General features: G+C 61.4%; 14 protein-coding genes. 4 read left to right on the top strand and 10 right to left on the bottom strand.

Features of this window, described 5'->3' with window-relative positions; genetic code table 11:
* Nucleotides 1–4 precede the first annotated feature (4 nt).
* The 3 genes from HX868_RS23460 to HX868_RS23450 all read left to right on the top strand — a co-directional run bounded on the left by HX868_RS23460 (nucleotide 5) and on the right by HX868_RS23450 (nucleotide 2,995).
* Nucleotides 5–1,030: an NADP-dependent oxidoreductase gene (locus tag HX868_RS23460; protein WP_177004519.1), complete on the top strand. Its 1,026-nt coding sequence runs from the start codon at nucleotides 5–7 to the stop codon at nucleotides 1,028–1,030.
* A 58-nt stretch (nucleotides 1,031–1,088) separates the two neighbouring features.
* Nucleotides 1,089–1,691: a recombination mediator RecR gene (gene recR / locus HX868_RS23455; RefSeq protein WP_016973179.1), complete on the top strand. Its 603-nt coding sequence runs from the start codon at nucleotides 1,089–1,091 to the stop codon at nucleotides 1,689–1,691.
* Between the two features lie 155 nt (nucleotides 1,692–1,846).
* Complete coding sequence (locus HX868_RS23450) at nucleotides 1,847–2,995, top strand: acyl-CoA dehydrogenase family protein (RefSeq protein WP_177004518.1); 1,149 nt, start codon at nucleotides 1,847–1,849, stop codon at nucleotides 2,993–2,995.
* Here HX868_RS23450 and HX868_RS23445 read toward each other — a convergent pair whose 3' ends face one another.
* Both HX868_RS23445 and fnr read right to left on the bottom strand, forming a co-directional pair.
* Nucleotides 2,996–3,544 carry an adenine phosphoribosyltransferase gene (locus tag HX868_RS23445; RefSeq protein WP_095017213.1) on the bottom strand — a complete coding sequence of 183 codons (549 nt, stop codon included), beginning with the start codon at nucleotides 3,542–3,544 and terminating at the stop codon, nucleotides 2,996–2,998.
* A gap of 80 nt (nucleotides 3,545–3,624) precedes the next feature.
* Nucleotides 3,625–4,359 (bottom strand): fumarate/nitrate reduction transcriptional regulator Fnr, encoded by a 735-nt coding sequence (fnr, locus tag HX868_RS23440; RefSeq protein WP_016979302.1) that lies wholly within the window; start codon nucleotides 4,357–4,359, stop codon nucleotides 3,625–3,627.
* A gap of 152 nt (nucleotides 4,360–4,511) precedes the next feature.
* Between fnr and HX868_RS23435 the strand changes: the two genes are divergently transcribed.
* Nucleotides 4,512–4,982, top strand: coding sequence for a hypothetical protein (locus tag HX868_RS23435; protein WP_177004517.1), 471 nt, complete (start codon nucleotides 4,512–4,514; stop codon nucleotides 4,980–4,982).
* Between the two features lie 7 nt (nucleotides 4,983–4,989).
* On the opposite strand, the gene hemN is transcribed toward HX868_RS23435, so the two are convergent.
* From hemN to HX868_RS23395, 8 genes are all read right to left on the bottom strand, one after another.
* The gene (hemN, locus tag HX868_RS23430; RefSeq protein WP_177004516.1) at nucleotides 4,990–6,372 is read right to left on the bottom strand and encodes an oxygen-independent coproporphyrinogen III oxidase; all 1,383 of its coding nucleotides are present in this window, start codon (nucleotides 6,370–6,372) and stop codon (nucleotides 4,990–4,992) included.
* Between the two features lie 103 nt (nucleotides 6,373–6,475).
* Complete coding sequence (locus HX868_RS23425) at nucleotides 6,476–7,159, bottom strand: sulfite exporter TauE/SafE family protein (protein ID WP_177004515.1); 684 nt, start codon at nucleotides 7,157–7,159, stop codon at nucleotides 6,476–6,478.
* Entirely contained in the window at nucleotides 7,152–7,364 is a 213-nt protein-coding gene (ccoS, locus tag HX868_RS23420; protein WP_038847971.1) for a cbb3-type cytochrome oxidase assembly protein CcoS, read from the bottom strand. The genes HX868_RS23425 and ccoS overlap by 8 nt, the downstream gene beginning before the upstream one ends.
* Before the next feature lie 22 nt (nucleotides 7,365–7,386).
* The gene (locus tag HX868_RS23415) at nucleotides 7,387–9,837 is read right to left on the bottom strand and encodes a heavy metal translocating P-type ATPase (RefSeq protein WP_177004514.1); all 2,451 of its coding nucleotides are present in this window, start codon (nucleotides 9,835–9,837) and stop codon (nucleotides 7,387–7,389) included.
* Between the two features lie 7 nt (nucleotides 9,838–9,844).
* Complete coding sequence (locus HX868_RS23410; RefSeq protein ID WP_015885303.1) at nucleotides 9,845–10,384, bottom strand: FixH family protein; 540 nt, start codon at nucleotides 10,382–10,384, stop codon at nucleotides 9,845–9,847.
* A 14-nt stretch (nucleotides 10,385–10,398) separates the two neighbouring features.
* Nucleotides 10,399–11,802 carry a cytochrome c oxidase accessory protein CcoG gene (gene ccoG, locus HX868_RS23405; protein ID WP_177004513.1) on the bottom strand — a complete coding sequence of 468 codons (1,404 nt, stop codon included), beginning with the start codon at nucleotides 11,800–11,802 and terminating at the stop codon, nucleotides 10,399–10,401.
* A 207-nt stretch (nucleotides 11,803–12,009) separates the two neighbouring features.
* Nucleotides 12,010–12,420, bottom strand: coding sequence for a type II toxin-antitoxin system VapC family toxin (locus HX868_RS23400; RefSeq protein WP_177004512.1), 411 nt, complete (start codon nucleotides 12,418–12,420; stop codon nucleotides 12,010–12,012).
* The gene (locus tag HX868_RS23395) at nucleotides 12,420–12,674 is read right to left on the bottom strand and encodes a type II toxin-antitoxin system Phd/YefM family antitoxin (protein ID WP_177004511.1); all 255 of its coding nucleotides are present in this window, start codon (nucleotides 12,672–12,674) and stop codon (nucleotides 12,420–12,422) included. The genes HX868_RS23400 and HX868_RS23395 overlap by 1 nt, the downstream gene beginning before the upstream one ends.
* Between the last annotated feature and the right edge of the window lie 6 nt (nucleotides 12,675–12,680).

Genomic DNA, 12,680 nt, shown 5'->3' with positions numbered 1-12,680 from the left:
CTTCATGCCTCAAGAACCGACCCTGAACCAGCGCATTGTCCTGGTCTCACGCCCCCAAGGCGCACCGACTCCGGAAAACTTTCGCCTGGAGCGCGTGAATCTGCCGGAGTTGGCAGACGGCCAGGTCCTGCTGAAGACGTTGTACCTGTCCTTGGACCCTTATATGCGCGGACGCATGAGCGACGCACCGTCCTACGCAGCGCCGGTGGAAATCGACGAAGTGATGACCGGTGGGGCTGTCAGCCGTATCGAGCAATCGCGTAATCCAAAATTTGAAGTGGGTGACCTGGTTGTCGGCTCGACCGGTTGGCAGAGCCACAGCATTTCCGATGGCCGCAACTTGATGCCGGTGCCCAAGGGGTTGACCAGCCCGTCAATGGCCCTGGGTGTGCTGGGCATGCCGGGCATGACCGCCTACATGGGCCTGATGGACATCGGCCAACCCAAGGCCGGGGAAACCCTGGTCGTCGCCGCAGCGTCGGGTGCGGTCGGCTCGGTGGTGGGGCAGGTGGCCAAGCTCAAGGGCTTGCGCGTGGTCGGCATCGCAGGGGGCGCAGACAAGTGCCGCTATGTGGTGGACGAGTTGGGCTTTGATGCCTGCATCGACCACAAGAGCGCCACCTTCGCCAATGATTTGGCCCTCGCGTGCTTCAAGGGCGTCGACATCTATTTTGAAAACGTCGGCGGCAAGGTGTTCGATGCTGTGGTGCCGCTGCTCAATCCCAAGGCGCGCATTCCGCTGTGCGGGCTGATCGCCGGTTACAACGCCCATGAAGCGCCCAGTGGCCCCGACCGGCTGCCGGCCCTGCAACGCACGTTGCTGACCAAGCGCGTGCGCATCCAGGGTTTTATCGTGTTCGATGATTACGGCGATCGCCAGCCCGAGTTCCAGAGCGCCATGGCGCCGTGGGTGCGTGACGGCAAGATCAAGTTCCGTGAGGACGTGGTGGAGGGCCTGGAGCAGGCGCCCGAAGCCTTTATCGGTCTGTTGGAAGGGCGCAACTTCGGCAAGTTGGTCGTGCGCATTTGACGCTTATCCGGGGCGCGGGTATAAACCGCGTCTCGTTGTTTTGTCGGACCCTTCGCCCATGAGCTTCAGCCCCCTGATTCGCCAACTGATCGACGCCCTGCGCATTTTGCCGGGTGTAGGCCAGAAAACCGCCCAGCGTATGGCACTGCAACTGCTGGAGCGTGATCGCAGCGGCGGCACCCGGTTGGCCCAGGCCTTGAGCCAGGCCATGACGGGTGTCGGCCACTGCCGCCAGTGCCGCACCCTCACTGAAGAAGAACTCTGCCCGCAATGTGCCGACCCACGTCGCGACGACACACTGCTATGTGTTGTCGAAGGGCCGATGGATGTGTACGCGGTGGAGCAGACCGGTTATCGCGGCCGTTACTTCGTGCTCAAGGGTCACCTGTCGCCGCTGGACGGCTTGGGGCCAGAAGCCATCGGCATTCCGCAACTGGTGGCGCGCATCGAAGAACAGGGCACTTTCACTGAAGTGATCCTGGCCACCAACCCGACGGTGGAAGGTGAGGCGACCGCGCACTACATCGCGCAATTGCTGACCAACAAAGGCCTGATCACCTCGCGTATTGCCCATGGTGTGCCGTTGGGTGGCGAGTTGGAGCTGGTCGATGGCGGCACGCTGGCGCATTCCTTCGCAGGCCGAAAACCCATCGCCCTCTAACGATGACCCTGTAGGAGCCGGCGATGCAGGCGACGCAGTTTTCCGCATAGACCGTGGTGATGCTATCGCCGGCAAGCCGGCTCCTACACAATGCCAGGCTTGATAACCAAGCAAGCGCTTGGTAAGTTCGCTTCACCTCACCGTGGAGCTTGCCGATGTCTGCCTACCAGGACTACTTCGACCCCAGCCACCAATTGGTCCGCGACAGCGTCCGTCGCTTCGTCGAGCGCGAGCTGCTGCCGGGCATCGAACAGTGGGAGGAGGCGGAGAGCTTTCCCCGTGAGCTGTACCTAAAGGCCGGCGCGGCGGGGATTCTTGGCATCGGCTACCCGGAAACGTTGGGCGGTAGCCATGAAGGCGATCTGTTCGCCAAGGTCGCGGCCAGCGAAGAATTGATGCGTTGCGGCTCTGGCGGCGTCGTCGCGGGACTGGGTTCATTGGATATTGGCTTGCCGCCTATCGTCAAATGGGCCCGGCCCGAGGTGCGCGAGCGCGTGGCGCCGCAGGTCCTGGCCGGTGAAAAGATCATCGCCCTGGCGGTCACCGAGCCGGGCGGCGGTTCGGATGTGGCCAGCCTGCAAACCCGCGCCATTCGCGACGGCGAGCATTACCGCGTCAGCGGCAGCAAGACCTTCATCACCAGCGGCAGCCGCGCAGATTTCTATACCGTGGCCGTCCGCACCGGCGGGCCAGGCTTTGCCGGCATCAGCCTGTTGCTGATCGAAAAAGACACCCCCGGTTTCACCGTCGGCCAGCCCCTGAAGAAAATGGGCTGGTGGGCGTCGGACACCGCTGAATTGTTCTTCGACGATTGCCGCGTGCCCGTCGGCAACCTGATCGGCGCTGAAAACATGGGCTTTGCCTGCATCATGGGCAACTTCCAAAGCGAGCGGCTGGCCCTGGCATTGATGGCCAACATGACGGCGCAGATGGCGCTGGAGGAAAGCCTCGAATGGGCTGCGCAACGCGAAGCCTTCGGCAAACCCATCGGCAAATTCCAGGTGATCAAGCATCGTCTGGCGGAGATGGCCACTGCGGTGGAAGTCTCACGGGAATTCACCTACCGGCAGGCGGCAAAGATGGCCGCCGGTATCAGCGTGATCAAGGAGATTTCTATGGCCAAGAACCTTGCCACTGACACCGCCGACCGCGTCACTTATGACGCCGTGCAGATTCTTGGGGGCCAGGGGTATATGCGCGGCAGCCTGGTGGAGCGGCTGTACCGCGACAACCGCATCCTGTCCATCGGTGGCGGCACCCGCGAAGTGATGAATGAAATCATCAGCAAGCAGATGGGGCTTTGATCACTGCTCGCTCAACGCAAACTGCGTCAGGCAAAAGGTAGGGATGCCCATGTCTTCCAGGCGCTGCGAACCGCCCAGCTCGGGCAGATCAATAATCGCCGCCGCTTCGAAGATCGTCGCACCCATGCGCCGCACCAGATTCGCTGCTGCGATCAGGGTGCCGCCGGTGGCGATCAAATCATCGAACATCAATACCGAATCGCCCTCGCACAGGCTGTCGGCATGCACTTCAAGGAACGCCTCGCCGTACTCGGTCTGGTAACCCTCGGCTAGCACGTCAGCCGGCAGCTTGCCTTGCTTGCGAAACAGGATCAGCGGCTTGTTCAGTTGGTAGGCGATGATCGAACCGATCAGGAAACCCCGCGCATCCATCGCGCCGATATGCGTGAACTCGGCCTCGACATACCGATGGGCAAAGCTGTCCGCCACCAGGCGCAGGGCGCGGGGTGATTGGAACAATGGCGTGATGTCACGGAAGATCACCCCAGGCTTGGGGAAGTCGATGACGGGGCGGATCAGGGATTTGATGTCGAACGAATCGAAGGTCATCGTCGAAGAGTCCTGGGGCTGGAAACGGACTCGAAGTATACCTGCGGCCTCGCCGGTTGGCGCGGCCGCAAGTGTCTGCATCAACCCTCCAGCGAGCCACCGGCCAGCGCGCACAGCTGGATCGGGTCGAGGATATGCACTTCTTTACCTTCGGCGGCGATCAGCTCGTTCTGCTGGAAGCGGGTAAACACGCGGGACACGGTTTCCACCGCGAGGCCCAGGTAGTTGCCGATTTCATTGCGCGACATGCTCAGGCGGAACTGGTTGGCCGAGAAACCACGGGCACGGAACCGCGCCGACAGGTTGACCAGAAAGGTCGCGATGCGCTCGTCGGCGGTTTTCTTCGACAACAGCAGCATCATTTGCTGGTCGTCACGGATCTCACGGCTCATCACGCGCATCAACTGGCGGCGCAGTTGTGGCAGTTGCAGAGCCAGTTCGTCCAGGCGTTCGAAGGGAATTTCGCAAACGGATGTAGTCTCCAGCGCTTGCGCCGACACCGGGTGAATCTCGGTGTCCATGCCCGACAACCCCACCAGTTCGCTGGGCAGGTGGAAACCGGTGATCTGCTCTTCGCCGCTGTCGCTCAGGCTGAACGTCTTCAACGCACCCGAACGTACTGCATAAACGGAATCGAACTTGTCGCCCTGGCGGAACAGAAACTCGCCTTTTTTCAGTGGGCGGCCACGTTTAACGATGTCGTCCAGCGCATCCATGTCTTCCAAATTCAACGAAAGTGGCAAGCAGAGGGGGGCCAGGCTGCAATCCTTGCAATGAGCCTGGCTGTGAGCGCGCAGTTTAACTGGCTCGGACATTTCTTAAATCCTTGTGGGAAAACACACATAAGACGTAAGGGTAACGCACTGGGGGGCGGTGAGGCCAGCCTGTACAAAAAACCGGCAGCGGTATAAAGGTTTTTGTGTCGGAGTCGATACAAGGGCATCTCTACACGTCGGAGCCCCCGATCATGTCTGTTATCGCTGCCTACAACCCTGCTGTTCGTTTGCCGACCGTGCCTGATACGAAGCCCGCTGCAGAGGCCAAGGAAAAAGCCCCAACCCCTGCTAATGCCTCTGATACCAAGGCGGTCGAGGGTGTGACGGTGACCATTTCCGGTGCCGCGTTCCAGGCCTCCAAGGCCAACAGTAATCCCAATCAGGATATCGACGACAGTAATCTGAAAGACAACATCAAACAGCTACTAAAAATGATCCGCGAGCTGAAAAAGCAAATCGCCGACAAGATGGCCGAGATTTCCGCCGCCATGGCCGACACCTCAATGACACCCGAACAGCGTCAGGCCAAGGTGGGTAACTTGCAAGCATCGCTTTCGGCTTTGCAGGGCGGCCTCGCAACGGCGCAAGCCCAACTGGGCAAGGCGATGAAAGGCGAATCCCCTGAGGCGCAGATGGAAGCCATGTCCCTGGCGGCGAAATAGTACGGTCTCAGATCACTCGCGAAAATCGTTGCCTGTTCTGGTGCTCCAGGTAGGCATCGAACACCATGCACACCGAACGCACCAGCAATCGCCCGGCTGGCAATACGCGAATGCCCTGGGCGTCGAGTTCGATCAGGCCATCCTCGGCCATGGCGTCAAGTTGTGGCCAGATGTCGTCGAAGTACCCGCGAAAATCAATGTTGAAGGCCTGCTCGATCGTCTCGAAGGCCAGGCTGAAATTGCAGATCAACTGCTGGATCACTTCCCGCCGCAACCGATCATCCGTGGTGCACACCAGGCCGCGACTGGTGGCCAGTTGCGCACCGGCGAGGGTGTTCTGGTAGCCGTTGAGGTCGCTGTTGTTCTGGCAGTACAGGTCGCCGATCTGGCTGATCGCCGACACCCCGAGCCCGATCAAGTCGCAATGGCCGTGGGTGGTGTAGCCCTGGAAATTGCGTTGCAGAGTGCCTTCTTCCTGGGCGATGGCCAACTCGTCGTCGGGCAGGGCGAAGTGGTCCATGCCGATGTAACGGTAGCCGGCCTGGGTCAGTTGCTCAATGGTGGTTTGCAGCATCAACAGCTTTGACGCCGGGGAGGGCAGGTCGTCGGTGCTGATACGCCGCTGGGGCATGAAGCGTTCAGGCAGGTGCGCGTAGTTGAACACTGACAGACGGTCGGGCTGCAGCCTGATGACTTCTTCCACGGTGCGCGCAAAATTGATCGGCGTTTGCTTGGGCAAGCCGTAGATCAGGTCGATATTGATCGAGCGAAATTGCAGGGTGCGCGCCGCGTCGATCACCGCGCGGGTTTCCTCCAGGCTCTGCAGGCGATTCACCGCCCGTTGCACCTCGGGGTCGAGGTCTTGCAGGCCGATGCTTACGCGGTTGAAGCCGAGTTCACGTAGCAAGCCCATGGTGGCCCAGTCCGCTTCACGGGGGTCGATCTCGATGCCGTAGTCGCCGGAATCGTCATCCAGCAAATTGAAGTGCTGGCGCAGGCAGCCCATGACCTGGCGCAGTTCATCGTGGCTGAGAAAGGTCGGGGTGCCGCCGCCAAAATGCAGTTGCTCAACCCGCTGTTTCGGGTCGAGGTGGCAGGCCACCAGTTGGATCTCTTGCTCCAGGCGTTGCAGGTAGGCCTGGGCGCGGCCACGGTCCTTGGTGATGACCTTGTTGCAGGCGCAGTAGTAGCAGATGTTCGCGCAGAACGGCACATGCAGGTACAGCGACAACGGTCGTACGGCTTTGCGGCTGTCGCGCAGGGCGTGAAGCAGGTCGAAAGTGCCGACCTGGCTGTCGAATTGTACGGCGGTGGGGTAGGACGTGTAGCGCGGTCCCGCCAGGTCGTAGCGGTGAATCAGATCGGTGTCCCAACGAATGGCGTCGAGCATGCGGGCGTTCCCCCGGATAGGCTAGTGGGCCGAGTCTAGGGGCGCGTCGCAGGTGGCATCTTGATTTGCATCAACGGGGAGCGGCGCTATGCCACATGGCGCTTTAATGGCCCATTAGCCAGTGCTGGTGCGGACCTGGCAACGTCCAGATACCGAAGAGTATGACTAATAAGCCACCGGCCATCCGCACGCTGCGTTTACGCAAAAGCGCTGTGACTCGCTCAGCGGCCAATCCTGTCGCCAGCAATACCGGCCAGGTGCCCAGGCCGAACGCCAGCATCAGCAACCCGCTGTCCAGCGCATTGCCCTGGCTCGCCGCCCAAAGCAAGGTGCTGTAGACCAACCCGCACGGCAACCAGCCCCACAGCGCGCCCAGCAGCAAGGCGCGAGGTACGCTTGACACGGGCAGCAAACGGTTGGCGACTGGCTGTATATAGCGCCACAGGCCGCGCCCGAGGCTTTCGATACGGGTGAGGCCGCTCCACCAGCCGGCCAGGTACAGGCCCATGCTGATCAACAGCAACCCGGCCAGTACGCGCATGAACATCGCCGCTGGGCTGTTGGCCACTGCCCAACCGGCCAGGCCAATCAACACGCCCGCAGCGGCATAGCTGAAGATGCGCCCCAGGTTGTAGGCCAACAGCAGTTGAAACCGGCGACCACGCTGTTCCTTGGGGATCGCCAGGGTCAGCGCGCCCATCAGCCCGCCGCACATGCCCAGGCAATGGCCGCCGCCAAGCAGGCCGAGGATCAACGCGGAGACCAGCAGTGGCGCCAGTTCAAGCATGGGGCGGGTCTTTCGGCGGTTGTTCGGCGTGGTTGGCCTCTTCGACACCGGCCAGGTGGTTCGGGTCCTGGTCGTCGAACAGCACGCTATGGGCCGGGCCGTCGAGGTCGTCGTACTGGCCGCTGTCCACCGCCCAGAAGAAGATGTAGATGGCCACGCCCACTAACAGCAGCGCCGCCGGAATCATCACGTATAAAGCTGGCATCTGCACTCCATGGCCGTGCGGCTCACACCGGCAGCGGGCGGGTTACTGAGGGGGCTCGAGCTGCTGGCGCGCTCGGCAGGCGAGTCAGGCGCAGGGCATTGAGCACCACGGTCAACGAACTGAGGGACATGCCTATTGCGGCCCAGATCGGGGTGATCCAACCCAGGGCGGCAAACGGCAGCATAAGGCCATTGTACAGCCCGGCCCACAGCAGGTTTTCAATGATCACCCGGCGGGTGCGCCGCGCCAGGGTAAAGGCTTGTACCAGGGCGTCCAGGCGGTTGGACAGCAACACCGCGTCGGCGCTGGTCTTGGCCAGGTCGGTGGCCGTGCCCATGGCCACGCTGATATCGGCGGCGGCGAGCACCGGCACATCGTTGACCCCGTCGCCGAGCATCAGCACCTTGCGGCCTTCCTTGTGCAGTTGTTGCAGTACTTGCAACTTGTCATCGGGGCGCAGGCCGCCGTGGGCTTCGTCGATACCCAGTTCGGCGGCGACGCTGGCGACCATCGGCGAACTGTCGCCGGACAGCAACAACGTGCGCCAGCCACGCGCCTTGCACGCAGCGAGCAAGGCCGGCGCGTCGCTGCGCAGGCGGTCGTCGAGGACGAACCAGGCCAGCGCGCCTTCGCGGTCACCGAGCAGCAGCCATTGGCCAGAAACCTCCGGCGCAGCAGGAATCGGGCAACCACTGAGTTCACAGACAAACCCCGGCTGGCCAATGCGCAATACGCGCTCGCTGACACGCCCTTCAAGGCCTAGCCCTGGCGAACTGATGACTTCATCAGCGGCCAGTGGCGCACGGCCGAAGGCGCGGGCAATCGGGTGTTCGGAGCGGTTTTCCAGGGCGGCGGCGAGGCTCAGGCACAGGTCGGTGCTCATGTTGCCCAGGGGGCGGATGGCTCTTAATGCCAGGCGCCCTTCGGTGAGGGTGCCGGTTTTGTCGAAAATCACCGTGTCGATCTGGTTCAGTCCTTCCAGCACATGGCCGCGCGTCAACAGCAGGCCGAGTTTGTGCAAGGTGCCGGTGGCGGCGGTGAGGGCGGTGGGTGTGGCGAGGGACAGCGCGCAGGGGCAGGTCGCGACCAGCATCGCCAGCACAATCCAGAACGCCCGCGACGAATCCAACTCCCACCACAACAGGCCGATCAACGCGGCGGCGATCAGCGAGCACAACAGGAACCACTGCGCGGCACGGTCGGCGATCTGCGCCAGGCGCGGTTTCTCGGCCTGGGCCCGCTCCAGCAGGCGCACGATGGCGGACAAACGCGTGTCGTGGCCCAAGGCGCGCACTTCGACGGTCAGCGCGCCCTCGACGTTGAGGGTGCCTGCGGTGACCGCGTCGCCGGTCTGGCGCGGTTGCGGCAGGTATTCGCCGGTGAGCAGGGATTCATCGATGCTCGATTGCCCATCGAGGATCACGCCATCCGCTGGCAGCACGGCGCCAGGGTGGACCAATACGCGGTCGCCCAGTGCCAGTTCAGGGAGCAGGATGCGTTCACTTTGGCCATCGGCTTTAAGGCGCAGGCAGGAGGCGGGCAGCAAATTGACCAATTGCGCCGTGGCGGCCGCCGTGCGTTCGCGGGCGCGGCGTTCCAGGTAACGACCGGCGAGCAGGAATAACGCAAACATGCCCACGGCATCGAAATACAGCTCGCCCACGCCAGTGATCGCGGTCCAGATCCCCGCCAGATAGGCGCCACCGATGGCCAATGACACCGAGACATCCATGGTCAGGTGACGCGTGCGCACGTCGCGCATGGCCCCTTTGAAAAACGGTGCGCAGCTGTAGAACACGATGGGCGTTGTCAGAAACATCGCCACCCAGCGTAGGATCACATGCAGCTCCGGGCTCAGGTCGATATTGAATTCCGGCCAGGTGGCCATGGTTGCCATCATCGCCTGAAACCACAAGAGCCCGGCCACGCCCAGCTGGCGCAGGGCCAGGCGGTTTTCGCTGGCCAGTTGCTCGGCGGCGCGGTCCGGCTGATAGGGGTGCGCGGCATAGCCGATGTGACGCAACTCAATGAGCAGTTGGCTCAGCGGCAGTTGTCCGTCGGCCCAACGCACCTGCAGGCGATGGTTGGACAGGTTCAGTCGCGCTTCGGCCACGGCGGGCAGGCCGCGCAGGTGTTTTTCGATCAACCAGCCGCAGGCGGCGCAGCTGATGCCTTCCATCAACAGGGTGGCTTCGGCCAGTTCGCCTTCGTGGCGCACAAAAGGTTTTTGCACGTCGGCGCGGTCGTACAGCGCCAACTCGTCCACCAGTTGCACCGGCAATGCCTCGGGGTTGGCCGAGGCTTCGCTACGGTGCTGGTAATAGCTTTCCAGGCCGCCGGCCACAATGGCTTCGGCCACTGCCTGGCAGCCTGGGCAACAGAGCTCGCGGCGTTCGCCGAGGATCACTGCGGTGAAGCGGCTGCCCGACGGAACGGGCAGGGCGCAGTGGTAGCAGGGAATTGGGCTGGTCATGGCGCTGCTATTTTTTCAGGTCTTCAGCACCCTGCAACGGTTCATCGCCCAGCAGCAAGTCCTTGTCGTGGCTGACCTGTTCTTCTTCGAACATGCGCCAGGTGCGGTCGCCTTCGACGCCCAGCAACTCGACGAAGCGACGGCCTTCGACCTTGTCGGTGACCTGGCCGATGTAGCGGCCGGGTTCGCTGTCGCTGCGGGCCAGGTTGATCTTGCGATCCTTCTCCGGCTGCGTTGGGGAAATCAGGTTCAATTCCAGGGTGGTCGGGTTGCTGTTGCCGGTGAGGTTCACCTCGACTTCACCGGTCAATTCATCCAGGTGCACCTTGGCGCGCAGTTGCAGGGTCTGGGCCAGCAGTTCGCGGTCCAGGGAGCGGTTGATGCCTTTGCCGGCCTCGTAGTAGTTGTCGTTGACCAGGTTGTCCGGGTTGTTCACCGCGATGGTCACCATGGACAGGGTCAAGGTCACCGAGCAGGCCAGGATCCCAATGATGATCCAGGGCCAGAGGTGCTTGTACCAGGGGCTTGCGGCAGTGGCTACGGACATGGTTCTGCTCTCTTTTAACGAACTTGTGGGCCGATGAATCGGCTCTTGGCTTCAATATGAACGCTGGCGTCATCGGCATCGGTGAGAATGAATTTCACCTCGTTGGTGCTCGACGGCAACTGTTCCGGCGCACTCGACAGCTCGACCGGCATGCTGACGATATCACCGGCGGCCACCCTGATCTCGCGACGGCCTTGCAGCTTGAGGTCTGGCAATCCGGAGGCGTCGAGCACGTAGGTGTGGTCGCGCTGGTCCTTGTTCATGATCTTCAGGCTGTAGACGTTTTCGATGCGGCCTTCGGCGTTTTCGCGGTACAGCACACGGTCCTTGCTCACGTCGAAACCCACCAGCGAGCGCATGAAGAACGCGGCCACCAACAGGCTGATCATCGCCAGCAGCACCAGCGCGTAGCCAATCAGACGCGGGCGCAATTTGTGGGTTTTCTGCCCGGACAGGTTGTGCTCGGTGGTGTAGCTGATCAGGCCGCGCGGATACTCCATCTTGTCCATGATGTTGTCGCAAGCGTCGATACACGCAGCGCAGCCGATGCACTCAATCTGCAGGCCGTCGCGGATGTCGATACCGGTCGGGCACACCTGCACGCACATCGTGCAGTCGATGCAATCACCCAGGCCTTGGGCCTTGTAGTCGACACCTTTTTTGCGCGGGCCACGCAGCTCGCCACGGCGTGGGTCGTAGGAAACGATCAGGGTGTCCTTGTCGAACATCACGCTCTGAAAGCGTGCGTACGGGCACATGTAGATGCACACCTGTTCGCGCAGCCAGCCGGCGTTGCCGTAGGTGGCGAGGGTGAAGAAACCCACCCAGAAATACGACCAGCCATCGGCCTGGCCGGTGAAGAAGTCAAACACCAGTTCGCGGATCGGCGAGAAGTAGCCGACAAAGGTCATGCCGGTGACAAAACCGATCAGCAGCCACAGGGTGTGCTTGCTGAATTTGCGCAGGAACTTGTTGGCGCCCATCGGCGCTTTGTCGAGTTTGATGCGCTGGTTGCGGTCGCCTTCAGTGACTTTTTCGCACCACATGAAGATCCACGTCCACACGCTTTGCGGGCAGGTATAACCGCACCACACACGCCCGGCATACACGGTGATAAAGAACAGGCCAAATGCCGCGACGATCAGAATGCCCGACAGCAGGATGAAATCCTGGGGCCAGAAAGTCGCGCCGAAAATAAAGAATTTACGCTCCGGCAGGTTCCACCACACGGCCTGGTGGCCACCCCAATTCAGCCACACGGTGCCGAAGTAGAGCAGGAACAGACCAGCACCGCCGAGCATGCGCAGGTTGCGGAACAGGCCAGTGAAGGCACGGGTGTAGATCTTCTCTCGCGAGGCGTAGAGGTCGACAGTTTTGGCAGGCGGGGTAACGTCATGTACCGGTATTTGGTCGCTCATCATTGCATCCCACGGCGGTGGAGATTTGCCTCGGCCAGTACGTGCCAACCGGGGTCAAATTAGGGGTGTTGCAGTGGCCTAATGATACGCCCCCGATGCTATGCAAAGGGTGCGACCTTTGGTCGCGTTGGGGGAAATCAATTGATGGTGTAGGTGATCTGGGTCAATTGACTTGTGAAGTATGGACGGTTTTGGTGGGTAAGCAGGTCATTCGTCCCATGGATTGATCAGTGGAACGCCGCTGGATTTGAAATCGCTGATGTTGCGCGTTACCACGGTCAGCCCGTGAACCAGAGCGGTAGCGGCAATCAGTGCATCACTTTCATTGGCCCGGTCAGGCACATGCAGATGTGCGCAACGCAAGGCGACTGCGGTATCCACCGGCAGAATTCTGGAGTCAAAAGCAGGCATTACATGGCGCTTGAGCCACGTTCTTAGCACCTTGCCTTGTGCCGGGTCTCGGCGCTCGATACGCAAGACCCCGGTCTCCAATTCTTTAAGCGTTATCGCAGAGATATACATGCGTGGAGCGATGACACTTTTTGCCCATGCGACCACCTTTGCGTCGGCGTGGGGTTTGCGAAGCTCAGAAATAACGTTGGTGTCGAGTAGATACATCAAGAGAGGTCCACAGGTCGATGAGTGATCACGGCGCGTTCGGTTTCGAAGTCGATATCGGCCGCTTCTGGCATCACTAGCAGATCAACGATGTCGGCATTGAGCCCTGTCAGTTTCTGGTAGTCCTCAATGCTTAGCAGTACATGAGCGGGCTTGCCGCGATCGGTGATAAAAACAGGCCCCTGGAGGGCGGCTTTTTTGGCACCACTTGTGTCTTGGTTGAATTCGCGGCTGGAAATAGTCGTGATGGTCATAAGGGG

It is taken from the genome of Pseudomonas reactans (genome assembly GCF_013385825.1).
GTDB classification, from domain to species: domain Bacteria; phylum Pseudomonadota; class Gammaproteobacteria; order Pseudomonadales; family Pseudomonadaceae; genus Aquipseudomonas; species Aquipseudomonas reactans.
Note: the sequence above shows the minus strand (reverse complement) of the source record. Positions and strands in the feature narration are given on the sequence as shown.

Coding starts and splice junctions, on each gene's coding strand:
- HX868_RS23460 (WP_177004519.1), top strand. CDS start 5: ATGCCTCAAGAACCGACCCTGAACCAGCGCATTGTCCTGGTCTCACGC.
- recR (WP_016973179.1), top strand. CDS start 1,089: ATGAGCTTCAGCCCCCTGATTCGCCAACTGATCGACGCCCTGCGCATT.
- HX868_RS23450 (WP_177004518.1), top strand. CDS start 1,847: ATGTCTGCCTACCAGGACTACTTCGACCCCAGCCACCAATTGGTCCGC.
- HX868_RS23445 (WP_095017213.1), bottom strand. CDS start 3,544: ATGACCTTCGATTCGTTCGACATCAAATCCCTGATCCGCCCCGTCATC.
- fnr (WP_016979302.1), bottom strand. CDS start 4,359: ATGTCCGAGCCAGTTAAACTGCGCGCTCACAGCCAGGCTCATTGCAAG.
- HX868_RS23435 (WP_177004517.1), top strand. CDS start 4,512: ATGTCTGTTATCGCTGCCTACAACCCTGCTGTTCGTTTGCCGACCGTG.
- hemN (WP_177004516.1), bottom strand. CDS start 6,372: ATGCTCGACGCCATTCGTTGGGACACCGATCTGATTCACCGCTACGAC.
- HX868_RS23425 (WP_177004515.1), bottom strand. CDS start 7,159: ATGCTTGAACTGGCGCCACTGCTGGTCTCCGCGTTGATCCTCGGCCTG.
- ccoS (WP_038847971.1), bottom strand. CDS start 7,364: ATGCCAGCTTTATACGTGATGATTCCGGCGGCGCTGCTGTTAGTGGGC.
- HX868_RS23415 (WP_177004514.1), bottom strand. CDS start 9,837: ATGACCAGCCCAATTCCCTGCTACCACTGCGCCCTGCCCGTTCCGTCG.
- HX868_RS23410 (WP_015885303.1), bottom strand. CDS start 10,384: ATGTCCGTAGCCACTGCCGCAAGCCCCTGGTACAAGCACCTCTGGCCC.
- ccoG (WP_177004513.1), bottom strand. CDS start 11,802: ATGAGCGACCAAATACCGGTACATGACGTTACCCCGCCTGCCAAAACT.
- HX868_RS23400 (WP_177004512.1), bottom strand. CDS start 12,420: ATGTATCTACTCGACACCAACGTTATTTCTGAGCTTCGCAAACCCCAC.
- HX868_RS23395 (WP_177004511.1), bottom strand. CDS start 12,674: ATGACCATCACGACTATTTCCAGCCGCGAATTCAACCAAGACACAAGT.